The sequence below is a fragment of the Blattabacterium cuenoti genome (genome assembly GCF_014251755.1).
Lineage (GTDB): Bacteria > Bacteroidota > Bacteroidia > Flavobacteriales > Blattabacteriaceae > Blattabacterium > Blattabacterium cuenoti_AN.
The window spans coordinates 532,547-556,695 of sequence record NZ_CP059200.1; the positions used below are offsets into that span (position 1 = coordinate 532,547).

The following is a 24,149-nucleotide window of genomic DNA, read 5'->3' on the forward strand; positions in this document are numbered from 1 at the left end:
TTTATTTTCATTCATATGGATACTATCCATACACATATAGACAATCAACTAAATTAAATATCTAAATATCTTAAATATCCAATAATTGATATAAATATTTTAATATTTTTTTGTCTAAAACAGAAAAAGTTCTGTTTCTTCTGTTCATCATAATTTCAGCAGTTTCACAAATTTGATGAAAAGATATTCTTTTTTTACTTTGAATTCCTCCCAAATAAAAAGAAGAAATATATCTAGGAGGAAATCCATATCCAAAAATACTATTACTTACACCTACGATTGTCGCTGTATTAAATTGAGTATTTATTGCTGATTTGGAATGATCTCCCATTATTATACCAAAAAATTGCAAATTGGTAGGAAAAAAATCTTTTTTTTCATAATTCCAAACTGTCACCTTTTTATAATCATTCCTTAAATTAGAAATATTGGTTCCCGCTCCCAAATTACACCATTCTCCCAAAATAGAATTTCCTAAAAAACCATCATGAACTTTGTTAGAATAAGAAAAAATTACAGAATTAAAAATTTCTCCTCCAACTTTACAGAAAGGAGCAATAGTTGTCCCTCCATATATTTTTGATCCTACATTCAATATACTGCTTTTTCCAATTGATACTGGACCTCTGATGACAGATCCTTCCATAATTTCAACTCCTTTTTCAATATATATAGGACCAAATTGAGCATTTAATACGACATTATTTGCTTTTATATCTTCTTCTAAAAAAATTTTGTTCTTACAAAGAACATGATTGTTCCCCAACAAAGAAAAAGATTTTTTTCCTTTTGTAAAAAACATAAAATCTTCTTTTAATATAATTTCATTATTTGTAAATATTTCCCATGGAAATTGAATATGAATAACTTGTTTTACATAATATGTTTTTGTACACTTTTTTGACAAAGAAAAAATGTCTTCTTTGACTAAAAAATTTTTTTTGATAGCAATCATTTTTTCTTTAAAAAAAATAGTTTCGTTTTCTTTTAAAGAAAAAAGAATTTGAATTAACTCTTCATTAGGAATGAATGAAGAATTAATGAACAACATATTTTCAAAATATGAATATTTGTTTTTGGAATATTTTTTTGAAAGAAATGATTGTGTAATAATATCATATGCTGTTTTTCCAATGTATTTTTCCCATCTTTCTTTTATCGTAAATAAACCCAATCGAATTTCTGATACAGGTCTAGTCAGTGTTATAGGAAATAATTGTTTCCATTCTATACCATCATATAATATAAAATTCATATGAATTTATTTCTAGAATTTTTTATATTTTTCATATTTTTTCTTAAATTTTTCGGCTGGACCTGTTTTTCCTAAAAATTTTTTTTCTCCAGTGAAAAACGGATGTGAATAACTAGATATTTCCATTTTATATAATGGATAATCACTTCCATTTATATGAATAGAATCTTTTGTTGTAACTGTTGATTGACAAATAATTATTTTTTCATTATTAATATCTTTAAAAACAACAGGTCTATAGTTTTCGGGATGTATTTTTTTTTTCATATTTATTTTTTTTTTGGGGGAAACGGTAAATCATTCCATTAATATTCATTCCAGCACCTAAGGAAGCCATAAGAATTGTATCTCCAGGTTTTATTTCATGAGGAGGCATTTTTCCTTTAAGAATTAAATCCAATAAAGTGGGAACAGTAGCTACAGAAGAATTTCCAAATTTTTGAATTGTCATAGGCATAATTTTCAATAAACAATCCTTTTTTAAGGATGTATCATTATATAATTTCAATAATCTTTTTAAAATTGCATAATCCATTTTAGCATTAGCTTGATGAAGAATAATTTTCTGAATATCATGAAGATGTAAATTAGCATGATCAAGCATATTTTTTAACATGTTTGGAACTTCTGTTAATGCATATTCATAAATTCTTCTTCCATTCATTCTAATATTAACTAAAGATTTCTTATAACTAGGATTTAAAGAAGGCCCATTCGTTAAATAATATAATTTTTCATTATTATCACATTGAGTATCATAATGGATAATTCCATCTTTTTCGTTTTCTAAATATTCCATAGCAGATAAAACCGCCGCTCCGGCACCATCGGAAAAAATCATTGCATTTCTATCATGTGGATCTGTTACTTGAGATAAGGTTTCAGAACTAGTAATCAATATGTTTTTAGCATGTTTAGATCGTAAAAGTTGATTTGCTAGAATCATTCCTTCTATCCAACCTGGACAACCAAAAATCATATCATATGGTCTACATTTTTTATTTTTTATTTGAAGTTTATTTTTGATTTTAGCAGATATAGAAGGAACTAAATCAGATTGATAAGAAATAGGATGAATATCTCCATAGTTATGAGCCGATATGATATAATCTATTTTTTCTTTACAAATTTTAGAATTATTCAAAGCTCTTTTTGCCGCAATAGCAGCAATATCAGAATTAAATAATCCTTTATTTACATATCTCCTTTCCTCTATTTCTGTAATTTTTTGAAATTTATTAATGATTTCTTCATTAGATTTTTTAATTTTGAATCCTCTATTATCATAAAATTTATGTTCCATAAAATGATCTTTTTTTATAATCTTGTCTGGTAAATAATGCCCCGTTCCTGTAATGATTGATCGAATCATTTTAAAGACTAAATCAAAATTTTAGTGATAAAGTAAAAAAAATAAAATTCTTGAAATAAATTCAAAAACCATTATTTGTTCTTCATATAATTTACAAAAAATGAATAAATATTCTCCTTCTTCAAAAGAAAAGAAATTGAAAAACATGTTTGATCATATTGCTAAAAAATACGACTTTATCAATCATATACTCTCTTTTGGAATAGATTTTATATGGAGAAAAAAAGCTATTCATTTATTATACAAATTTAGTGAAAAAAAAGATCTAAAAATATTAGATTTAGCTACTGGTACTGGAGATTTCGCTATATTACTAGCTCATAAATTCAAACACGCTTATATTACGGGATTAGATCCATCTGATAAAATGCTGAAAATAGCAGAAAAAAAAATAAAAAAATCTTTTTTTGAAGAAAGAATTCAAACTATTCAAGGATATTCGCAATATATTCCGTTTCAAAATGATACTTTTGATATAGTAACTATTGCTTTTGGAATAAGAAATTTTCAATACATTCATTCTTCTATGAAAGAAATATATAGAATTTTAAAAACCTCAGGAATTTTAGTGATTTTAGAATTTTCTACCCCTTCCAATTATTGGATAAAAAAAATTTATTATTTTTATTTTCATTTTGTAAAAAAAGTCGGAAATTTTATTTCAAAAAATCATTTTGCTTATAATTATTTAAAAGAATCTATATTCTCTTTTCCCTATTATAACCAAAAAATGAAGAAATTTTTAAAATATCATCAATTCGATCCAATTTATATGCAAAAACTAACTTTTGGAATTGTTTCTATTTACTTAGTCAAGAAAAAAAAAAAATTGATTTTGAATACCTTTAATTAATTAAAATATTTTTTCATAATGATAAAGTATTTATCTGGATATTTTACATCTGCTTTTCTTAAAAAAAGAATTAAGAGCATAGAGTTTTTTATACGTTATCCAATAGAAATACAAAATCAATTAATTAATCATATGGTTTCATATGCAAAAAATACAGAATTTGGAAAAAAATATGGATTTCGTGACATCAAAAAATATCATCAATTTTCTGAAAGAATTCCTATATGTAAATATTCTGATTTACAATATTCTATTCAAAGAATTCGTAAAGGAGAAAAAAATATATTATGGCCAGGAGAAGTAAAATGGTTTGCCAGATCTTCTGGAACTACTAATACAAAAAGCAAATACATTCCTGTTACAAGATCATCTATGAATACATGTCATTATAAAGCAGGAAAAGATATGTTGTCTATCTATATTCATAATCATCCCAAAACAAAAATTTTCTTTGGAAAAGCTGTTCGTTTGGGGGGGAGTTATGAATTACATAAAAAATATAACACATTTTATGGTGATTTATCTTCTATTTTAATAAAAAATATGCCTTTTTGGGTTGAACATATTTGTGTTCCTGGAAAAAAAATAGCCTTAATGAGTGAATGGGAAAAAAAATTAGAAACCATAGTAAAAGAAACGGGAAATAAAGACGTTAGAATTTTATTAGGTGTTTGTTCTTGGTTGTTAATTTTTTTGAAAAAGTTATTAAAAGAATTTGATAAAAAAAAAATAAACGAAATATGGCCTGATATAGAGGTTATATTTCATGGAGGAGTCAATTTGAACCCTTATATTCATCAATATAAAAAATTATTTGATAAATCTGTAAATTTTTATAATGTATACAGTGCATCAGAAGGTTTTTTTGCGATACAAGATCAAAAAAATATTGAAGATCTTTTATTATTATTAAATCATGGTATATTTTACGAATTTATTCCCACAGAAGAAATAAATAATGCAAATCCTAAAATATTTTCTATTGATAAAGTAGAATTAAACAAAAATTATGCGCTTGTGATTTCTACTAATGCAGGATTATGGAGATATATAGTTGGAGATACTGTTAGGTTTACTAGTTTATCTCCTTATAGAATTTTCATTTCAGGAAGAACGACTCATTACATCAATTCTTTTGGGGAAGAATTAATTATTGAAAATGCAGAAAAGGCATTACATAATGCCTGTATGAAAACAAAATCCGTTATTCATGAATATACGGCAGGTCCTGTCTATATGAATCAAAAAAATTCTGGAGCACATGAATGGATTATAGAATTTGAAAAACAACCGATAAACTTATGTGAATTTAGGAATATTTTGGATGATGAATTAAAATCTATGAATTCAGATTACGAAATTAAACGATACAAAAATATTGTTTTAGGTCCTCCTATTATATATATAGCCAGAAATGGTTTATTTTATGACTGGCTAAAAAAACATAAAAAATTAGGGGGACAAAACAAAGTCCCTCGTTTATCTAATGATAGAATATATATTGATTCCATTCTTAAAATGGAAAAAAAAAGAGACTAGTTTCAAAAAAATATTTTTAACTTTATAGTTTTATTATGACAATAGAAAAAAAACAAGAAATATTTCAGACTTATGGAACATCTGTTTACGATACAGGTTCATCCAATGTTCAGGTTGCTTTATTTACTTATCGTATCAATCATTTAAATAATCATCTCAAAAATAATAAAAAGGATTTTAATACAGAAAGAGCTTTAGTAAAAATGGTGGGTAAAAGAAAAAAATTGTTGAAATATATAGAAAAACATGATATCAACAATTATAAAAATATCATTAAACATTTAGGATTAAGAAAATAAATAAGTTCTAGATCTAGATAAAGATAAAAATATGCCAGATATAGTCAAAGAAACCATTTATATGAAAGATGGGCGTACTATCATTATAGAAACAGGAAGATTGGCAAAACAAGCAGATGGAGCCGTTTTAGTACGTGAAAAAAATACGATGCTCTTGGCAACTGTAGTCGTTTCCCAAGAAATAAAAAATGATACCCATTTTTTGCCTTTAACAGTAGATTATAGAGAAAAATATTCTGCTGGAGGAAAAATTCCTGGAGGTTTTATAAAAAGAGAGGGAAGACCTTCTGATGAAGAAATTTTAACAATGAGATTAGTTGATCGTGTTTTAAGACCAACATTTCCAGATTCTTTTAAAAAAGAAATACAAGTTATGATTTCGTTACTGTCATATGATAAAACGGTATTGCCAGATGGTTTAGCTGGATTAGCTGCATCAACAGCTTTATCAGTAGCAGGAATTCCTTTTAATGGTCCTATATCAGAGATACGTATTATCCGTTTAAATGGAAAATTCATTATTAATCCTAGTTTAGATCAATTAAATAAAGCGGATATAGATTTAATAGTCGGAGCTTCAAATCATTCTATTATTATGATAGAAGGAGAAATGAAAGAAATCAAAGAAAATGAATTTTTGGAAACTGTAATTACAGCTCATAAAGCTATAAAACCACAAATAGAAGCTCAAATTCGTTTAATAGATAAATTATCAAATCAACAACGGATATTTTTCATTGATGATCAAAAATCTATAAATTCGTTTCAAGAAAATAAAAAATTAAAAAAAGAACTTTGTTTATTTTCATATGAAAAAATTGAAAAAATTTATCAAAACTTTACAAATAAAAAAACTAAATCGATTCAAGAAAAAATTATACTAAACGATTTTAAAAACAAATTTTTAACAGAAGAAAAAATAGAAAAAAAAGAAGCGATTATTGATCAATTTTTTGAAGAAATTAAAAGAAAAATAGCGAGAAATTTAGTTCTAAAAAAAGGAGTCCGATTGGATGGTAGAACGAATAAACAGATCCGTTCAATATCTAGTTTTGTGAATTATTTACCTGGAGTACACGGTTCTGCTTTATTTTCAAGAGGAGAAACTCAATCTTTAACTACAGTTACATTAGGATCATCCTTAGATGCTAACAAAATTGATAATGTGATTATGGAAAATCAAGAAAAATTCTATTTACATTACAATTTTCCCCCTTTTTCTACAGGAGAAATTCGTTCTATAAGAGGAGTTTCTAGACGTGAAGTAGGTCATGGAAATTTGGCTCAACGTGCATTAAAAAATATTATACCCAATAATCCATATACAATTCGTGTTGTTTCGGATATTCTGGAATCGAATGGTTCATCTTCTATGGCTACAGTTTGTGCTGCTAGTTTAGCATTAATGGATGCAGGAATTCCTATAAAAAATCCCGTTTCCGGAATTGCTATGGGTTTATTTATAGAAAATGAAAAAAAAATTATTATATCTGATATAATAGGAGAAGAAGATCATTTTGGAGATTTAGATTTCAAAATAACAGGAACTAAATGTGGAATGACAGCTTGTCAAATGGATGTAAAAACTATGCAAGGAATCACATACGATATTTTGAATCAAATTTTAATACAAGCCCTAGAAGGACGTCTTTTTATTTTAAAAAAAATGTTAGAAACTTTGCCTAGATATAGGAAAAAAATGAAACCTCATGCTCCAAAAATATATACTCTTAATATTCCAAAAAATTTTATAGGTTCAGTTATAGGTCCCGGTGGAAAAGTGATTCAAGAAATCCAATCGTGTACCGATACGAATATTTTAATTGAAGAAAAAGGAAATTTGGGATACATTGAAATTTTAGGAAAAAATGATGAAAAAATAAAGAAAGCAATCAATAGGATTCAACAAATTGCTTTTGTCCCTGAATTAGGAAAAATTTATCAAGCAAAAGTTAAATCTATAAAAGATTTTGGAGCTTTTGTTGAAATATCTAAAGGAGTTGAAGGTTTGCTACATATTTCGGAGATAGGATGGAAAAGATTGAATAAAATAGAAGAAGAATTGCATGTAGGAGATATTATTGACGTTAAATTTATGGGAATGGATGAAAAAAATAAAAAAATGAAACTATCTAGAAAAGTCCTTTTACCCCGTCCTGTAAAAAAAAATGAATAAAAAGAAAAAAAATATGAGACAACTTAAAATTACTAAACAAGTCACAAATCGTGAATCTGAATCGTTAGATAAATATCTCCATGAAATAGGAAAAATTCCATTACTAACTCCAGAAGAAGAAGTAGAATACGCTCGTAGAGCAAGAGAAGGGGATGATACTGCTATAGATAAACTTATCAATGCAAATTTACGTTTTGTTGTTTCTGTTGCTAAACAATATCAAAATCAAGGATTAAGTTTGTGTGATTTAATTAATGAAGGAAATTTAGGTTTGATAAAAGGAATATTACGTTTTGATGAAACAAGAGGTTTTAAATGTATTTCTTATGTTGTATGGTGGATTAGACAAGCAATTTTACAAGCTATTGCTGAACAATCACGTTCTATTAGACAACCTACAAATAAATTAGCTCTATTAAACAAAATCCTAAAAACTCTTGCTCAATTAGAACAAGAATTGCAAAGAGCTCCTTCTGCAAAAGAAATAGCAGAATATTTAAATATGAATGAAAAAGATGTTGAAGAGTCTATAAAAAACTCAGGAAGACATGTTTCAATGGATGCTCCATTGGTAGAAGGAGAAGATTCAAATTTATATGATTTAGTTCGATCTGATGAATCTCCTCGTCCAGATGAACATTTGGAAAAAGAATCTTTACGTAAAGATATCAAAAGAATTTTAGAAACTTTAAGTGAAAGAGAACGTCGTGTAATTATTTTACATTTTGGATTAAATGGATCCCCACCCATGACTTTAGAAGAAGTAGGTCAATCTTGTGATTTAACAAGAGAACGAGTCAGACAAATTGAAAGTATAGCTTTAAAAAGACTCAAACATTCTTCTAGAAGTAAAATATTAAAACCTTATTTAGGATAAAAAAAATGCGACCTCGAAGGGATTCGAACCCATAACCTTCTGATCCGTAGTCAGATGCTCTATCCAAATTAAGCTACGAGGCCTATAATTCCAAATATACTAACTCAATCATGATTGAACAATTTTCAAGAATTTTTTCAGTTCCATAGATGAATAACCTACAAGTCCTCCATCTATATCCTTTTGGTAAAAAAGATCTTTTGCGTTAAGATCATTAATACTCCCTCCATATAAAATAGGGATTTGATTAGAGATCCTTTTCCCATATCTTTCTAAAAATAAAAAACGAATAAATTCATGCATTGTTTGAGCTTGTTCAAATGTAGCCGTTTTTCCTGTTCCAATAGCCCATATTGGTTCATATGCTATATAAAAAGATTCTATTTCATCTGATGAACAATCGAAAACAGTTTTGTTTAATTGATATTTAATAATTTCAAATTGTTGATCATTGGATCTTTCCAAAAATGATTCTCCTACACAGAAAATAATATTTAAACCATATTTTAATGCTATTTTTATCTTTTCTAATAAAACATTATTTTTTTCAGAAAAAAATTTTCTACGTTCACTATGTCCTAGTATCACTTTTTGTACTCCTATCGATTTTAACATAGAAGCTGATACTTCTCCTGTATAAGGCCCTTTATCCTTTTGATGAATATTTTGAGCCGCAATATTTAAAGTTGTTCCTTGTGAAATTTGATTCAAAATATGTAAAAAAGGAAAAGAAGGAGCTATAATAATTTCTTTATTATGATTAATTTTTTTCTCAAAAACAATTTTTAAAAAATTTCTAATAAAAGAAGTCGTTTCGTGAAAATCATAATTCATTTTCCAATTTGCAATGACAACCTTTTTTCTCATTTTTTTTGAAAATATTTTTAAATGTAAATATAAAAAATTGTATTTTTGAAATTAAAAATTTTGTTTTAATAAAAAAATGATTTCTACTAGTATTTTAAAACAAAATTTTTCTAATTCTTTGAATCCAATTTTTTCTTTCTTTTTTTTTAAGAATAAAATATGTTTCAAAACATTATTTATAGAAAACTGAATAAAAGTTTTATCCATATAATCTATATAATTTTTTACTTCCTTCAGTTTTTTATTATAAATCAAAATTACATCATTATTTGATATTTTTTTATGAAAATGCGATGTAGAACAAATTTCAAATTTTATTAATATGATTATTAAATAATTGACAATATCTATATATGTATCTGTTATTTTTTCCTCTTTAATTTTTTGATATCCTTTTGATTGAATATTTTTTATACGGACTATTTTCATCAAGATTTGATCTATTATAGAATAATTATGGAAGAATTTCCATGAAATTCCATAATCTTTTAATTTTTCTAAAAAAAGTTTTCTACATTTATGAATAATCAAGTCATCAGTAGATGAAAAATTCATGTCGTTTGATTTTACAACAAATTACTACAATAAATAGTTTTTTTCAATGATAATTAATTGTGCAGGTACTTTATTACATTTAAAAAAACCAAAAATAATGGGAATTGTAAATTTAACTCCTGACTCGTTTTATGATGGAGGAAAATTGTGTTCGGAATATAGTATATTACAACATATAGAAACCTTATTAAATGAAGGTTCTGATTTTATAGATATTGGAGGTTGTTCCACACGACCAGGATCAAAATTTATAACGGAAAAAGAAGAAATAAAAAGAGTAATAAAGCCTATTCGTAGTATTATGAAAAATTTTAAAAATGTTAGAATATCTATAGATACTTTTCGAAGCGAAGTAGCTAGAATAGCAGTGGAAGAAGGAGCTGTAATGATAAATGATATATCAGGAGGAAAATTAGATAAAAATATGTTTCCTTTGTTAGAAAAACTTAAAATTCCATATATATTAAATCATATGAAAGGAATTCCTGAAAACATGCAAAAAAATACATACTATCATGAAAATATAATAACAGAAGTAAATAATTTTTTTTCTGAAAACATTTACTATTTAAAACAACATAGAATTCATGACATCATTTTAGATCCTGGATTTGGTTTTGGAAAAACACTAGAACAAAACTTTCAATTGTTAAAACACCTATCTTTATTAGGTTTTCAAGATTATCCAATTTTAGTTGGCATTTCTAGGAAATCTATGATCAAATTCATTTTAAAAACTTCTTATGAAAAATCACTAAATGCAACTTCCATTATTCATACTATAGCACTTTTAAATGGATCTAAATTTTTACGTGTACATGATGTAAAAGAAGCAGTAGAATGCATTAAATTAATACAATATTATAGAAAAATTTTATAATTTACTAATACTTGTATTATTTTTGTGTTGTTAGGCTTTTTTTTCATTATTTCATTTATTGAAAATTTCTTTTATTGATATTTTAGATATTTCTTTAGTAACCATTATACTATTTCAAGTATACAGATTGGTTTACAAAACTGCTGCTTTAAATATTTTTTATGGTATCATTGCTACTTTTATTTTCTGGAAAGTAGTAGAAATTTATAAAATGAAACTTCTTAGCATAGTTATAAGTGCTTTTTTTAAAGGAGGATTTTTAGCTTTAATCATTGTATTTCAACCAGAAATTAGAAAATTTCTACTTATAGTCGGTAGTAAAATTTTTTTCAAAAAATTTATATTTTCTATCTTTAAAAAATCAGGAGTTTCAATGAAAACTGAAACTATAGATAGCATTGTAAATGCTTGTGCGATTTTTTCAGGAGATAAAACAGGAGTTTTAATTGTCATTCAATTACATCAAGATTTAAAAGAATTCATCCAAAATGGAGATGAAATGGATGCTAAAGTGAATATTTCTATTTTAGAAAGCATTTTCTATAAAAATAGTCCATTACATGATGGAGCTGTAGTTATTATAGGAAACAAAATTATAAAAACAAGAGCCATTCTTCCTGTTTCTTATAATAAAGAAATTCCATCCCGTTTAGGATTAAGACATAGAGCTGCCATTGGTTTATCTGAAAAAACGGATGCTATATGTATTGTGATATCCGAAGAAACCGGTTATATCTCTTACATTAAGGATCAAAAAAGAACTGTCATCAATAATATTAATAATTTAAAAATGAAACTTGAAGAAGATTTACTTTAATATATTTACTAATATACATTATATGATTTTTTATGAATATTCAAAACATATATCAATTATATTCTATTTCTTCTGGTATAGAAATAAACAGTAAAAAAGTGAAAAAAGGATCTATTTTTATAGCTTTAAAAGGAAAAAATTTTGATGGAAATCAATTTGTAGATGAAGCCATTTCAAATGGAGCAATACTAGCTATAGTAGATTACAAAAGATCTGTTTGTTCCAAACAACAAAAAATTGTTTCTGTAGAAAATACATTATATTTTCTACATGAATTAGCAATGTATCATAGATATAAATTACATTACATTCCTATTATAGTTATCACTGGAAGTAATGGAAAAACAACGACAAAAGAACTTACTGTCTCCATTCTTTCTAAGAAATATAAAAAAGTTCATTACACCAAAAATAATTTTAATAATCATATAGGAATTCCATTAACTATCCTTTCCATGCCTGTGGATGCACAAATATCTGTAATGGAAATGGGAGCAAATCATGAAAAAGAAATAGAAAAAATGTGCTCTATTATTAATCCAGATTATGGATATATTACCAATTTTGGAAAAGCTCATTTAGAAGGATTTAAAAGTATAGAAGGAGTCATACGAAGCAAATTAGAATTATATAATTTTTTAAAAAAAAATAATAAATTAGTATTTATTAATGGAGATGATTCTGTACAATTATCTAATAGTACGGAAATGAATAGATATATATTTTCAGGAAGAAAAAAAGAAAAATCGGATATAAATGTTCAATATATATGGAAAAAAAATAGTATACAATCTTCTTTATCTATTCAAAACATAGAAATTGTTCCTTCTTTAATAGGAGATTACAATTTATATAATATCGCTTCTGCTATCTCTATTGGAACATATTTTAAAGTTCCTTTAAAAAAAATAAAAGAAGCAGTAGAAGAATATGTTCCTAATAATTATCGTTCTCAAATTTTGACAAAAAATAATGTAAAAATTATTGTAGATTGTTATAACGCAAATCCGACTAGTATGATAGAAGCTCTTACCTTTTTTAACAAAATACAAGGAAAAAAAATCGTGATATTAGGAGATATGTTAGAATTAGGATTATTTTCTCATAATGAACATGAAAAAATTATTTCTTTTATAAAAAAAAGCAATATTTACATTGCTTTTTTAATTGGAAATATTTTTTTTAACACCCAAAAAACTTCATATAAAATAAAAAAATTTATGGAAAAAAATTTTTTTGTTGAATGGATTAAAAAATACTCTATTCAAAAAACGGATTATATTCTGATTAAAGGATCTAGAAGGATTGCATTAGAAAGTATTATTGATTTAATTTAAATTCTTTTTCTTTCTTTGTTTATTGAATCTTAAAGATTAAATTTGTATGTGATGATTTCATAAAAATTTTTTCTAATGAAAGAAATTACCACAAAAACCTATATCAAGTGGTTCAAAGACATGTCTTTTTGGAGAAAATTTGAGGACAAATGTCGTTCCCTATACTTAAAACAAAAAATTAGAGGATTTTTGCATTTGTATAATGGACAAGAAGCGGTCCCTGCTGGATTAAGTCATGCAATGGATTTATCTAAAGATAAAATTATAACCGCTTACAGATGCCATATTATTCCTATTTCTATGGGAGTAGATCCAAAAAAAGTCATGGCAGAACTGTTAGGAAAAAAAACAGGTACTTCTCATGGAATAGGAGGTTCTATGCATATTTTTAGCAGACAATATCGTTTTTATGGAGGACATGGAATTGTAGGGGGACAAATTCCGTTAGGGGCTGGAATTGCTTTTGCTGATAAGTATTTTAATAGAGATGCGGTCACTTTAACTATTATGGGAGATGGAGCTGTAAGACAAGGGTCTTTGCATGAAACATTTAATATGTCTATGATATGGAAACTTCCTGTTGTCTTTATATGTGAGAATAATAAATATGCTATGGGGACTTCTGTAAGAAGAAGCAGTTCTATAGAAGAAATTTATAAAATAGGAAAGGCATATGGTATGCCTTCTTATCCTGTGGATGGAATGGATCCAGAAAAAATAGCACAAGCGGCTTCTTCTGCCATAGAAAGAGCTAGAAAAGGAGAAGGATCAACTTTTTTAGAGATGAAAACATATAGATATAGAGGACATTCTATGTCTGATTCTGAGTTATATCGTAATAAAGAGGAAGTGAATTTGTATAAAAAAAAAGATCCTATTTTAAAATTAAAAAATACGATCATACAGAATAAATGGGAAACTATAGAAAATTTGAATATAATAGAAAATAAAGTAAAAAAAAAGGTAGAATCCTGTGTTGAATTTGCAGAACAATCCGATTTTCCTTCTTTAGAAGAAATGTATAATGTTGTTTATCATGAAAAAAATTATCCTTTTATAGATAGATAAAATTTAACCTTCATAAAATAAAATAAAATAATGGCAGAAATAATATCCATGCCTCAATTAAGTGATACAATGAAAGAGGGGACTGTAATCAAATGGAATAAAAAAATAGGAGATAAAGTTTCAGAAGGAGATATTTTAGCTGAAATAGAAACCGATAAAGCGACTCAAGATTTTGAAATAGATGTTAGTGGTGTCTTACTTTTTATTGGAGTTCAAGAAGGGGAAACTGCACGTGTCAATGATGTATTAGCTATTATAGGAAAGGAAGGGGAAAATATCAGTCATATTATATCGGAATTACAATCTTCTAAAAAACAAGAACAAAAAAAACAAGAAATATTTATTTCTCCTATAGCGAAAAAAATGGCCAAAAAAATAGGAATTCCTATAGAAAAGATCAAGGGAAGTGGAGATAATGGAAGAATCATTAAAAAAGACATAGAATTTTACGAAAAATCCAATTTAAATCCAATACAGGAAATAAAAAATGAAAAATCCGTTAAAATTGTTCATTCTTCTATAAGAAAAAAAATAGCGGAACATTTAACTTATTCCAAATTTTCTGCTCCACATTATTATTTATTTAGTGAAATTAATGCGGATAATTTAATTAAATTTAGAAAAAATTTAAATAATAAACTTTCTTCAGAAGAAAAAATATCATTTAATGATATTATTATAAAAGCAGTGGCTCAATCTTTGAAAAAACATCCTGATATGAATGTATCATGGAACGATGAAAATATCATAATGCATTCCAAAATTCATATTGGAGTAGCTGTCGCTATTAAAGACGGATTGATAGTTCCTGTTATTAACAATGCAGATCAAAAATCATTATTAGAAATTTCCAAAGAAATAAAAGAGAAAGCTTCACGTTCAAAATCAAAAAAAATACAACCAGAAGAAATAGAAAATAGTACTTTCACAGTTTCAAATTTAGGAATGTATGGAATCGAATCTTTTACTTCTATTATTAACACCCCTAATACATCCATATTATCTATAGGATCTATTATAATACGTCCAATCGTTAAAAATTATAAAATTGAAATAGGAAACATCATGAAAATTACATTATCTTGTGATCATAGAATTATAGACGGAGCTAAAGGAAGTGAATATATTTATTCCCTTAAAAATTTTTTAGAAGATCCTATCACTATTTTATTTTAATTTCTTTATTATTTTTTTTATCCATGATAAAAAAATGGGAAATATAAATATTGAAAAAGTTAATAAAGAAAATATTTTCTCTGAAAAAAAAAATAAAAAAAAATCAGGAACATATTTTTTTGAAAAAAAAATGAGCTTGATTCCGAGAATAATGATTACAAGAAAAGAAGAATGTTTTAATTCTGGAATTTTATCCATTAATTGAACAAAAAATTGTGCAATCAATCTCATGGAAAAAATTCCTATACATACACCTAAAAAAATTAATATCAAGTTTTCTGATAAAGCAACAGAAGCAAAAATATTATCAATGGAAAAAGCTAAATCCATTATTTCTATAATGAAAATAACTTTCCAAAAAGAGTCTTGTTTTTTTTCATTTTTTAAATGAAAAACATTTTTTTTTATAAAAAAATGTTTCAATCCTACAAAAATCAAATATATTCCTCCTAATGGTTTTAACCACCATATTTTTATCAATATGGAAGCAAATAATAGACATAAACCTCTAAAAAAATAAGCACCAATAATTCCATATTTTATAGCTTTTTTTCTATCTTTTTTTTTAAGATTTAGAATTATAGAAGCTAATATAGCTGCATTATCTATAGATAAAATACTTTCTATTAAAAATAAGTTTCCTATAATAGAAAGAGATAAAATAGGATGATGAATGATTTCTTCAATGCTTTTTTCTATATTCATTTTTTTTAAAAAAAGCTTTGTAGAGATATGAACTTACTATAAGTTCCTTTTTTTGAAATTAAAGTATTGTGTTTTCCTTGTTCTATAATTTTTCCTTTTTCTAACACAATAATATGATCTGCATTTTGTATAATGGAAGAAGATAATTTATGTGCTATTACAAGAGATGTTCTATTTTTCATCATTTTATTTAAAGCTTTTTGAACCGAAATTTCTGATTCGGTATCTAAGGAAGAAGTTGCTTCATCCAAAATCATAATTGGAGGATCTTTAAATACAGCTCGAGCTATACTTATTCTTTGTTTTTGCCCTAAAGATAATTTATTTCCGTTATACCCTATAATTGTATCATATCCTTTTGGAAGGTTTTCTATAAAACAATGTGCATTAGCAATTTTAGCCGCTTTTACGACAGAATTCATAGATATTTTTTTTTCTATTCCTAATGTTATATTGTTAAAAACAGAATCATTAAAAAGAACCGGTTCTTGAGTTACAATTCCCAATAGTTTTCTATAATCTTGAATTTTTAAATATTTAATATTAGTTCCATCTACAGTAATTTCTCCAGATGTTACATTATAAAAATTAACCAATAGATTGGCTATAGTAGATTTTCCACTACCAGATCTACCTACTAAAACTACAGTTTTTCCTTTTTTTAAAGAAAAATTTAAATTTTGAATCAATATCAATTTGTTGTAAGTAAATGATACATTCCGAAATAAAATTTCATTTTCAAAATGAAAAATAGATTTATATCTTATTGTTTCATTTAAAAGACATTTTGTATTCAATATTTCTACAATACGTTCTGCAGCTGCTCTCCCTTTTTGAATATTTGAGATAGAATTAACTAAATTTTTCGCTGGATTAATAATTTGAAAAAATAGTCCTATAAAAGAAAAAAGTATTTCTGGTTCCATTCCTTTGTTTTCCAAAAACAGTTTTCCTCCGTACCAAATAATTAAAATCATGGTAATCGAACCGAAAAATTCGCTCATAGGAGAAGCTAATTCTTTCTTTCTATTAACACGAGCAGAAAGGATTTTCTGACATTCAGATACTCGTTCAAAATTGTTTTGCATTTGATTTTCAGCATTGAAAATATTTATAATCTTAGTAGAATTTAAAGTTTCTTCTATAACAGAAAATAATTTTCCTAATTGATTTTGAGCTCCTCTTGCATCTTTTTTTAAACTATTTCCTATAATAGATAAAAAAATGCCCATTAAAGGAAGCAATAGAAAAGCAAGTAAAGTTAATTTATAACTCATTAAAAATAAAGTTAATAAATGAAAAAAAACCATAATGGGAGAACTAATCAAATTAGCCAAAGAACTCACAATAGAGATCTCTATTTCATTTACATCATTAGATAATCTAGACATTAAATCTCCATTCCTTTTATTTGAAAAAAAAATTATAGGTAATGAAAGTATTTTTTTATGAAAATCGTTTCGAATATTTCTAACTATAGAAGTTTTTATTCCTATTAAAAAATATTCTGCTAAATATCGAAAAATGTTTCGAATTAAAAAAATGAAAATAATAAATATGCAAAATATAGCTAAAGTATTGATTTTTCCATATTTATATGATAATATTTTTATATAATCATGGAAGTATTTAAAAATAAAATCAAAAGAGACACTAAAAGAATTAAAAAATGTTGTTTTATTTTTGTTTTGAGAAGATTCAAATAAAATACTTAATACAGGTGAAATAGATATTATGGATATAACTGAAAATAAAGAATATAAAAAATTACATGATATATTAATGATATAATGATATTTATAAGGCTTTGAATAAGCTAAAATTTTTTCAAGTGCATTCATCTAATTTTCTTAATCCCAATCTAATACAATAAAGATAGTTATAAAAATTTTTTAATCTGTTAATAAAAGAATAATTTCACATATAAATTTTTATATTGTTTTATTTTATGAAAATCGATAGAAAAATAAAATGCGTGTAAAAAACTTTTTTACAATTTTTGTAACCATAATACTAACTACAATTTGTTTATATTACATATCATATAATATATTTTCTGAAAATAATAAGAAAAAAACTTTAAATCTAGGATTAGATTTGAAAGGAGGAATTAGTATGATTTTAGATATTTCTGAAAAAGATTTATTAAAAACATTTACTGAAAACTCAAAAAATTTTATTTTTTTAAAAGCATTAGAAAATGCAGATAATAAAAAAAAAAAAGATCCAAATGCAGATTATTTATCCTTTTTTATCCATTCTTTTAATCAAGAAATCCAAAATAAAAAATTAAATATCCGTTTATCTTCTCCAATTTTATTTGGAAACAAATCGAACATTGAAAACATTGATTCTAATAGTTCTGATTTTGAAGTAGAAAGATTTTTAAGAAAAAAAATAGAATCATCTATAATTTCTATTCAAAATATTTTAAGATCCAGAATAGATAAATTTGGAATTATACAACCCAATATTCAAAGAATTAAAAATTCTAATCGAATTTTGATAGAATTATCTGGTATAAAAAATATAGATAGAATCAAAAATATTTTAGAAAAAAAAGCGGAATTACATTTTTTGGAAACTTATAGTTTTCAAGAAATTATTTCATACTTTAATACAATAAATCAGTTTGAAAAAAAACATTTTAAAATAAAAAAATCTTTTATAGATTTGTTGAATATTCCTCTTATTAAATCTTCAAATTCAGTTGGATTAGTTCATATCAAATATAAAAAAATCATTTCCGATTTTTTAAATTCTTCAGAAGCTATAAATTCTTTACCGTATCATTTACACAATGTAAAATTTTTGTGGGGGGCCAAGAATTTAGATAATTTTTTTCAATTATTCGCTATAAAAATAAATGATGAAGAAATATCTTCTTCTTTAAATGGAGATATGATTACCCATGCTTACAAATCTTTTGGTCCTTTAAATGAAATATCTATAAATATAAAAATGAATCGAGAAGGAACTAAAAAATGGAAAATATTTACAGAGAAAAATATGGGAAAAAGTATTGCAATCGTACTTGATAATTTGGTTTATACAGTTCCTGTAGTACAATCAGTCATTCCAAATGGGATATCTCAAATATATGGACATTTTTCAATACAAGAATCTAATGATTTAATCAATGTATTAAATACAGGAAAATTACCTACTTCTGTAAAAATTATTCAAACTAACATAATAGGTCCTTATTTAGGAAAGGAATCTATTCAAAGAGGATTTTTATCTTTTTTTATAGCTTTATTTTTTATATTTATTTGGATGTTTTTTTATTATTCAATTCCAGGATTATATGCTGATATCGTCTTATTTTTTAATATAATATTCATTTTTGGTATTCTTATTTCTATGAATACAGTACTGACTTTTCCTGGTATTGCAGGAATTATACTAACATTAGCAATGTCCATGGATGCTAATATTCTTATTTATGAACAAATTAAAGAAAATATAAAAAATAAAGTTAATAGATTAACAACATCTATTAATAATAGTTATACATTCCAAGGTGCTTTATCTTCTATTATAGATGGACAAATCACGACTTTATTATGTGGAATCATTTTATTTTATTTCGGAATAGGACCAATACGAGGATTTGCTACGACCTTAATTATTGGAATTATGGTATCTATGTTTACCTCTATTTGTTTAGGAAGATTATTTTTGGAATGGCATTTAAAAAAATATAAAAAAATTTCTTTTCGAAAAAAAATATTAATTTTTGTTTTAAATAATATTCAAAATGTAAAATATGATTTCTTATCCAAAAGAAAATGGAGTTATATCATTTCTTGTATTCTTATAATTTCTAGTATACTTTCTTTTTTCTTAAAAGGATTCAATATGGGATTAGACTTTTCTGGAGGTCGTTCTTATGTCATTTTTTTTGATCGTAAAATAATTCCTGAAAAAATTTCTGAAATTTTATCAAAAACATTTATAGAAAATGGAAAACCTTCCTTTCCTAGAGTACAAACATACGGAGATGAAAAACAACTCAAAATCGTCACAAAATATAAAATATGGGAAGAAAATAACCAAATAGACGAAATAATTTTGAAAAAAATGTTTTTTGCTTTAAAAACTTATTTTCCTATAAATTTCGATAATTTTAAAAAAATCAAAAAAAATAAATCATTAGGTGTTTTGTCTATTGAAAAAGTAGGACCTGTAGTAGCTACAGATATGACTCATAAAGCTTTTATTTCTATTATCGTTTCTTTAATAGGTATTTTTACCTACATCTTTATAAGATTCAAAAAATGGCAATTTGGATTAGGTGCAATAATCTCTTTAATTCATGACTCAATTATCGTACTTGGAATATTTTCTTTTTTTCACGGAAAATTTCCTGTTTTAGAAATAGATCAAACTTTTATAGCTGCTTTATTAACAATTATAGGCTATTCTATAAATGATACCGTAATAGTTTATGATAAAATTCGAAATATTTCAAAAAAAACATCGTCTTTAATGAAAGAAACTATTAATCAAGGAATTTGTGATTCTCTTACTAGAACTATAAATACTTCTTTGATCACTTTATTAGTAATTTCTATTATTTTTTTATTTGGAGGAAAAATTCTTCATAGTTTCATGATAGCTTTATTCATTGGAATCAGTGTTGGAACTTATTCCTCTATATTTATAGCCCCATCCATAATATATGATTGTTTAAAAAAAAATATAAAAAAATGAAAAATTTTTTATTTATTAGTATAGAAGAAAGTTTTTTTATCATTTTGATAGCTATATTAGTTTTTGGTCCTAAAAAAATACCAGAAATAGCTCGTGGATTAGGAGAAGGGATCCGATACTTAAAAAATGCAAAAACAAAAATTAAAAATGAAATTATTCAACACAATATTGATCAATCTATAAAAAAAAATAAATTTTTGATCATGAAAAAAAAAGGAAAAAAAAACATCATTCCTTATTCTATCAAACGAAATAATTAATTTTTTCTATAATCTTTAATATTCGATTTTTCAATTAAGACATCTCCTATTTTTTCTAAAATATTTTTTCTTAAGTTAACATTTAAAGATTCTATTTCGGAAGAAAAATAAGAAAGCTTTTGATATGTATTAAAACGTTTTAATGGTCTTATAAAAAAAATACCCCTTTCTCCTAATATTGGTTTAGAAGTTTCATATAATTTTGAGGAGAAAGCATATCCCACTACTTTAGGTTCTTTGTAATTTTCTATCATAGACTGATAAAAATTGATTCTATAAGACTTATTTATTTTTTTAGAAAAAAAATCCGCTATTTTTTCTAAATTCATGTGTTTACTTTTTATTATATTCGATAAATAACGATTTATTTTTTTATTAATGAGGAAAGGAATAATATGATTTTTTATTTCTTCAATGGGATATCCTTCTTTTTGAATTTTAGATAAAAAAACCATGATATAATCTTTATTGAAAGTTTGAAAAATTTTTATATCTCCCTCTTTTCTATTTTTTTCATAAGACCAATTTATGATTTCTTTATCCAATTCGGTATTCAAATCGTGAATATTCCATTTATGATTTTTTATTTCTCTCAAAAAAAGAGTTTCATATCTTTTTTTTCTTGCATTATTAATAAATGTATTCAGACTTGAATTTTTATTTTCTTTCATAAATTGAACAATTTTTTGATAAAATAGATCTTCCGTTTTTTTTGATGGAATCAGGGTTTTAATTATTATAGAAAACTGATAAGCAGGTTTAATATCTTTTATTTCGTCAATTTTAATAATATGGTATCCAAATTTAGTTTCAGTTAAACCTATTGTTCCTTTTTTATTTTTTAAAGAAAAAAAATCAAATGATCTTTTTTCCTTAAAGATTTCACTTTGTTCTTCATATTGAATCCATCCTAAATTTCCTTTATTTTTTTTTGCGTTGATGATATCATCAGATTTTTTCATTACTAAAGAATTAAACTGTTTAGGATTCTTCACAAGAAGATCATATATCATTTTTGCTATTTTTTCCGCTTTTTTTTTAGTTCTCTTATTGAAGAAACGGATAGCCTCTTTATGAGAAATCAATATATGACTACATAAAACGGAATTATATACCATTTTTTTTCCACTCAGTTTAGCCATAATGTATGTATTGTTATCTTTAACAGGACCCAACATACTCCCAACTTGATTGTTGTTTTCTACAAAATGTTGCAAAACAATAGGAAGATTTTTTTTCAAATAAAAATTTGAATCAAAAGGTTTTTCAGATTGATTAGAAACGATTATAGAATTATGATTGGAAAATTTAAACTTATTAAATAATTTTTTTATTTTTAAATTCATATTTTTCTCATCATCCAATGATGGATGAGAACGAAAAAATACAAAACTAAGATTTCTTAAATTTTCTTTTTTGTAAAGAAATTTATTTTTTTTAATAAAATCATAAATCTCATGACTTTTTATAATATTATATTCTTTTTTTATTTCTGAATAAGGAAGAAATATATAATCAATTATAGAAAATGAATTTTTATCTCTATAATTTAATAAAGCTTCTATAAAAGAAGTATTTAACCCATACATCAACATTTCTACATATTTCTTTGAAAGAATTTTTTTTGGAATGCTATTTTTTTCATAATCCCAAATATTTTTTTCTGCTTCTATTTGAGGAGTTAAATTGGAAGGAATTTTTTCCAAATTTTTTAAATATAATCTAAATTTATCCAGATTCATTTTTCCTTTTTCATTTTGAAAATCAATTATTTTACTATATATTGATTGTTTTTCTATTGCTTTCCAAAAATCTTCTTTTGTACTTTGTATTCCTAATTTTCTAGCTTGTTGATTCAACACTTTTTCATGAATTAATAATTTCCAAGCATCATTTTTCAAATAATGATCGGGATCGTCTTCACGGAATCGTTTCAAAAATTGAAAACAATCAAAATATTCTTTCAAAAAAATGTTCTCTCCATTTACTTTTCCAATAATAGTGGAATTTTCAGTAAAAAATTTCATCAAAATATTAGGATCTAATACAAAAAAAAACAAAGATATACTTATAAAAAATAAAACTAACCATGTATTTTTTCTGATTTTTTCTAAAAAACTCATTATTAAAAAATTTTTTTAAGAAAAATTTCTTCTATTTTATTTTTGGATACTTTTTTAATCTCAATATAAAAATTTTTATTGATGACAATTTTATCTCCATTTTTTGGAATATCTCCTGTATAAGTTACAATCAAACCGCCTAAAGTTTCATATTTATCAGATTTAGGAATATCTAAGTTATATTTAGCATTAATAAAATCAATTTCTAAACGTGCAGAAAATAAAAATTCATGATCATTTAATTTATTATCCAGTAATAAATTTTCATCATGTTCATCCTTTATATCTCCAATAAATTCTTCTAAAATATCTTCTATAGTTATCATTCCTGCAGTTCCTCCATACTCATCTAAAACAATAGCAATACTTCTTTTTTTTTTAATTAAAAGATCCATAATTTCTTTAACGGGAGTTGTAACATAAACCAATTCTACTGATCTAATTAGAGATTCAATATTTTTTGGTTTTTTCAATAATTCTAAATAATGAATATAACCTATAATGTTATCTATATTACTTTTATAAATTACTATTTTAGATAAACCACTTTCAGTAAAAAGATTTCGAATACTATCTATAGAAGAAAATACTAGGTTATAAGATACTATTTCTTTTCTAGGAACCATGCATTCTCGTGCTTTTTTTTCATAAAAATCCAGAGCTTTATGAAAAATTTCTATTTCAGATTCTATAATCTTTTTTCCTTTTACATTTTTTTCTATATTTTCTGACAAAAAACAAATCAAATCTTCTTTATCAAAAAATTTTTTTTTATCATTTTCTTCTTCTCCTAAAATTTTTAAAAAAACATTAGAAATACAAATAATAGAGTTTGTAATAGGAGAAAATATTTTATATATTACATATGCAGGGACAATAAATAAACTCAACAATTCATTTGAATACATGCTAAATATTATTTTTGGAATAAATTCTCCAATAATCAAAATAATAATAGCAGAAAAAACTGTTTCTAAAAAAATCATCCATAAAGAATTGTCCAAAAATTCTATTGGAAAAAGATACAAAAATAATTTTCCCATATAAATACCATATATAACTAAAGATATGGTATTGCCAATTAGCATGGTAGTGATGAATTTTTTAGAATTATTAATACTTTTCGCAAGGAGTTTTGAATGAAAAGATCCTTTTTTATTTTCTTTTTCTAATTCTATTTGAAATAGACTCGAAGAAATCAGAGCCATTTCCATTCCAGAAAAAAAAGCAGAAAAAAGGATAGTGATAAAAACTATACTAATATGAAAAATTAT

21 protein-coding genes and 1 tRNA gene are annotated in these 24,149 nt (G+C 24.7%); 12 read left to right on the forward strand and 10 right to left on the reverse strand.

Going from position 1 to position 24,149, the window contains the following annotated elements:
* Positions 1-70: 70 nt before the first annotated feature.
* From H0H57_RS02610 to H0H57_RS02620, 3 genes are read right to left on the reverse strand one after another with little or no spacing between them, the layout of a single operon-like run.
* Positions 71-1,255, reverse strand: coding sequence for a putative sugar nucleotidyl transferase (locus H0H57_RS02610; RefSeq protein WP_185863735.1), 1,185 nt, complete (start codon positions 1,253-1,255; stop codon positions 71-73).
* A 12-nt stretch (positions 1,256-1,267) separates the two neighbouring features.
* Positions 1,268-1,522, reverse strand: coding sequence for a type B 50S ribosomal protein L31 (locus H0H57_RS02615; protein ID WP_185863736.1), 255 nt, complete (start codon positions 1,520-1,522; stop codon positions 1,268-1,270).
* A complete protein-coding gene (locus H0H57_RS02620; RefSeq protein WP_185863737.1) occupies positions 1,491-2,627 on the reverse strand; it encodes a 3-oxoacyl-ACP synthase III family protein in 1,137 nt (378 codons plus the stop codon). Before H0H57_RS02620 ends, H0H57_RS02615 begins: the two co-directional genes overlap by 32 nt.
* Positions 2,628-2,727: 100 nt before the next feature.
* Between H0H57_RS02620 and ubiE the strand changes: the two genes are divergently transcribed.
* From ubiE to H0H57_RS02645, 5 genes are read left to right on the forward strand one after another with little or no spacing between them, the layout of a single operon-like run.
* On the forward strand, positions 2,728-3,480 hold the full coding sequence (gene ubiE, locus H0H57_RS02625; protein ID WP_185863738.1) for a bifunctional demethylmenaquinone methyltransferase/2-methoxy-6-polyprenyl-1,4-benzoquinol methylase UbiE: 753 nt from the start codon (positions 2,728-2,730) through the stop codon (positions 3,478-3,480).
* Positions 3,481-3,498: 18 nt separating this feature from the next.
* Positions 3,499-5,019, forward strand: coding sequence for a GH3 auxin-responsive promoter family protein (locus H0H57_RS02630; RefSeq protein WP_185863739.1), 1,521 nt, complete (start codon positions 3,499-3,501; stop codon positions 5,017-5,019).
* Positions 5,020-5,054: 35 nt separating this feature from the next.
* The gene (gene rpsO / locus H0H57_RS02635) at positions 5,055-5,318 is read left to right on the forward strand and encodes a 30S ribosomal protein S15 (protein ID WP_185863740.1); all 264 of its coding nucleotides are present in this window, start codon (positions 5,055-5,057) and stop codon (positions 5,316-5,318) included.
* 31 nt (positions 5,319-5,349) lie between these two features.
* Positions 5,350-7,494 (forward strand): polyribonucleotide nucleotidyltransferase, encoded by a 2,145-nt coding sequence (locus H0H57_RS02640; RefSeq protein ID WP_185863741.1) that lies wholly within the window; start codon positions 5,350-5,352, stop codon positions 7,492-7,494.
* 13 nt (positions 7,495-7,507) lie between these two features.
* Complete coding sequence (locus tag H0H57_RS02645; RefSeq protein WP_185864101.1) at positions 7,508-8,371, forward strand: sigma-70 family RNA polymerase sigma factor; 864 nt, start codon at positions 7,508-7,510, stop codon at positions 8,369-8,371.
* A gap of 8 nt (positions 8,372-8,379) precedes the next feature.
* Here the strand turns inward: H0H57_RS02645 and H0H57_RS02650 are convergent.
* The 3 genes from H0H57_RS02650 to H0H57_RS02660 form a co-directional block, all read right to left on the reverse strand.
* Positions 8,380-8,454, reverse strand: a tRNA-Arg gene (locus H0H57_RS02650).
* A 25-nt stretch (positions 8,455-8,479) separates the two neighbouring features.
* Positions 8,480-9,238, reverse strand: a complete 759-nt coding sequence (tpiA, locus tag H0H57_RS02655; RefSeq protein ID WP_185863742.1) for a triose-phosphate isomerase — start codon at positions 9,236-9,238, stop codon at positions 8,480-8,482.
* Positions 9,239-9,289: 51 nt separating this feature from the next.
* Positions 9,290-9,793, reverse strand: coding sequence for a DUF1599 domain-containing protein (locus tag H0H57_RS02660; RefSeq protein ID WP_185863743.1), 504 nt, complete (start codon positions 9,791-9,793; stop codon positions 9,290-9,292).
* A 46-nt stretch (positions 9,794-9,839) separates the two neighbouring features.
* Here H0H57_RS02660 and folP point away from each other — a divergent pair, with 46 nt between their 5' ends.
* The 5 genes from folP (at position 9,840) to H0H57_RS02685 (ending at position 15,071) form a co-directional block, all read left to right on the forward strand.
* Positions 9,840-10,673 carry a dihydropteroate synthase gene (gene folP, locus H0H57_RS02665; protein ID WP_185863744.1) on the forward strand — a complete coding sequence of 278 codons (834 nt, stop codon included), beginning with the start codon at positions 9,840-9,842 and terminating at the stop codon, positions 10,671-10,673.
* A gap of 58 nt (positions 10,674-10,731) precedes the next feature.
* Entirely contained in the window at positions 10,732-11,490 is a 759-nt protein-coding gene (locus tag H0H57_RS02670) for a diadenylate cyclase (RefSeq protein ID WP_185863745.1), read from the forward strand.
* A 32-nt stretch (positions 11,491-11,522) separates the two neighbouring features.
* Positions 11,523-12,827, forward strand: a complete 1,305-nt coding sequence (locus tag H0H57_RS02675; RefSeq protein ID WP_185863746.1) for a UDP-N-acetylmuramoyl-tripeptide--D-alanyl-D-alanine ligase — start codon at positions 11,523-11,525, stop codon at positions 12,825-12,827.
* A gap of 75 nt (positions 12,828-12,902) precedes the next feature.
* Positions 12,903-13,895: a pyruvate dehydrogenase (acetyl-transferring) E1 component subunit alpha gene (gene pdhA / locus H0H57_RS02680; RefSeq protein WP_185863747.1), complete on the forward strand. Its 993-nt coding sequence runs from the start codon at positions 12,903-12,905 to the stop codon at positions 13,893-13,895.
* Between the two features lie 30 nt (positions 13,896-13,925).
* A complete protein-coding gene (locus H0H57_RS02685; RefSeq protein ID WP_185863748.1) occupies positions 13,926-15,071 on the forward strand; it encodes a dihydrolipoamide acetyltransferase family protein in 1,146 nt (381 codons plus the stop codon).
* On the opposite strand, the gene H0H57_RS02690 is transcribed toward H0H57_RS02685, so the two are convergent.
* Both H0H57_RS02690 and H0H57_RS02695 read right to left on the reverse strand, forming a co-directional pair.
* Positions 15,063-15,776: a TerC family protein gene (locus H0H57_RS02690; RefSeq protein WP_185863749.1), complete on the reverse strand. Its 714-nt coding sequence runs from the start codon at positions 15,774-15,776 to the stop codon at positions 15,063-15,065. The genes H0H57_RS02685 and H0H57_RS02690 overlap by 9 nt on opposite strands.
* 5 nt (positions 15,777-15,781) lie before the next feature.
* Positions 15,782-17,617 (reverse strand): ABC transporter ATP-binding protein, encoded by a 1,836-nt coding sequence (locus H0H57_RS02695; protein WP_185863750.1) that lies wholly within the window; start codon positions 17,615-17,617, stop codon positions 15,782-15,784.
* Positions 17,618-17,747: 130 nt separating this feature from the next.
* Between H0H57_RS02695 and secD the strand changes: the two genes are divergently transcribed.
* Together secD and H0H57_RS02705 are read left to right on the forward strand one after the other, a co-directional pair.
* Positions 17,748-20,492: a protein translocase subunit SecD gene (gene secD / locus H0H57_RS02700; RefSeq protein WP_185863751.1), complete on the forward strand. Its 2,745-nt coding sequence runs from the start codon at positions 17,748-17,750 to the stop codon at positions 20,490-20,492.
* On the forward strand, positions 20,489-20,752 hold the full coding sequence (locus tag H0H57_RS02705; protein ID WP_185863752.1) for a Sec-independent protein translocase subunit TatA/TatB: 264 nt from the start codon (positions 20,489-20,491) through the stop codon (positions 20,750-20,752). The genes secD and H0H57_RS02705 overlap by 4 nt, the downstream gene beginning before the upstream one ends.
* On the opposite strand, the gene H0H57_RS02710 is transcribed toward H0H57_RS02705, so the two are convergent.
* Positions 20,749-22,875, reverse strand: a complete 2,127-nt coding sequence (locus H0H57_RS02710) for a SurA N-terminal domain-containing protein (RefSeq protein WP_185863753.1) — start codon at positions 22,873-22,875, stop codon at positions 20,749-20,751. The two genes, H0H57_RS02705 and H0H57_RS02710, sit on opposite strands and share 4 nt — an antisense overlap.
* Positions 22,876-22,877: 2 nt before the next feature.
* Positions 22,878-24,149: a hemolysin family protein gene (locus H0H57_RS02715; RefSeq protein WP_185864102.1), complete on the reverse strand. Its 1,272-nt coding sequence runs from the start codon at positions 24,147-24,149 to the stop codon at positions 22,878-22,880.

Bases quoted from the DNA above. Each gene is read 5' to 3' on its own strand.
- H0H57_RS02685 (WP_185863748.1), top strand. From the start codon at position 13,926: ATGGCAGAAATAATATCCATGCCTCAATTAAGTGATACAATGAAAGAG.
- tpiA (WP_185863742.1), bottom strand. From the start codon at position 9,238: ATGAGAAAAAAGGTTGTCATTGCAAATTGGAAAATGAATTATGATTTT.
- H0H57_RS02710 (WP_185863753.1), bottom strand. From the start codon at position 22,875: ATGAGTTTTTTAGAAAAAATCAGAAAAAATACATGGTTAGTTTTATTT.
- pdhA (WP_185863747.1), top strand. From the start codon at position 12,903: ATGAAAGAAATTACCACAAAAACCTATATCAAGTGGTTCAAAGACATG.
- H0H57_RS02630 (WP_185863739.1), top strand. From the start codon at position 3,499: ATGATAAAGTATTTATCTGGATATTTTACATCTGCTTTTCTTAAAAAA.
- H0H57_RS02645 (WP_185864101.1), top strand. From the start codon at position 7,508: ATGAGACAACTTAAAATTACTAAACAAGTCACAAATCGTGAATCTGAA.
- H0H57_RS02695 (WP_185863750.1), bottom strand. From the start codon at position 17,617: ATGAATGCACTTGAAAAAATTTTAGCTTATTCAAAGCCTTATAAATAT.
- H0H57_RS02660 (WP_185863743.1), bottom strand. From the start codon at position 9,793: ATGAATTTTTCATCTACTGATGACTTGATTATTCATAAATGTAGAAAA.
- folP (WP_185863744.1), top strand. From the start codon at position 9,840: ATGATAATTAATTGTGCAGGTACTTTATTACATTTAAAAAAACCAAAA.
- H0H57_RS02615 (WP_185863736.1), bottom strand. From the start codon at position 1,522: ATGAAAAAAAAAATACATCCCGAAAACTATAGACCTGTTGTTTTTAAA.
- H0H57_RS02640 (WP_185863741.1), top strand. From the start codon at position 5,350: ATGCCAGATATAGTCAAAGAAACCATTTATATGAAAGATGGGCGTACT.
- H0H57_RS02610 (WP_185863735.1), bottom strand. From the start codon at position 1,255: ATGAATTTTATATTATATGATGGTATAGAATGGAAACAATTATTTCCT.
- ubiE (WP_185863738.1), top strand. From the start codon at position 2,728: ATGAATAAATATTCTCCTTCTTCAAAAGAAAAGAAATTGAAAAACATG.
- H0H57_RS02705 (WP_185863752.1), top strand. From the start codon at position 20,489: ATGAAAAATTTTTTATTTATTAGTATAGAAGAAAGTTTTTTTATCATT.
- H0H57_RS02690 (WP_185863749.1), bottom strand. From the start codon at position 15,776: ATGAATATAGAAAAAAGCATTGAAGAAATCATTCATCATCCTATTTTA.
- secD (WP_185863751.1), top strand. From the start codon at position 17,748: ATGCGTGTAAAAAACTTTTTTACAATTTTTGTAACCATAATACTAACT.
- rpsO (WP_185863740.1), top strand. From the start codon at position 5,055: ATGACAATAGAAAAAAAACAAGAAATATTTCAGACTTATGGAACATCT.
- H0H57_RS02675 (WP_185863746.1), top strand. From the start codon at position 11,523: ATGAATATTCAAAACATATATCAATTATATTCTATTTCTTCTGGTATA.
- H0H57_RS02620 (WP_185863737.1), bottom strand. From the start codon at position 2,627: ATGATTCGATCAATCATTACAGGAACGGGGCATTATTTACCAGACAAG.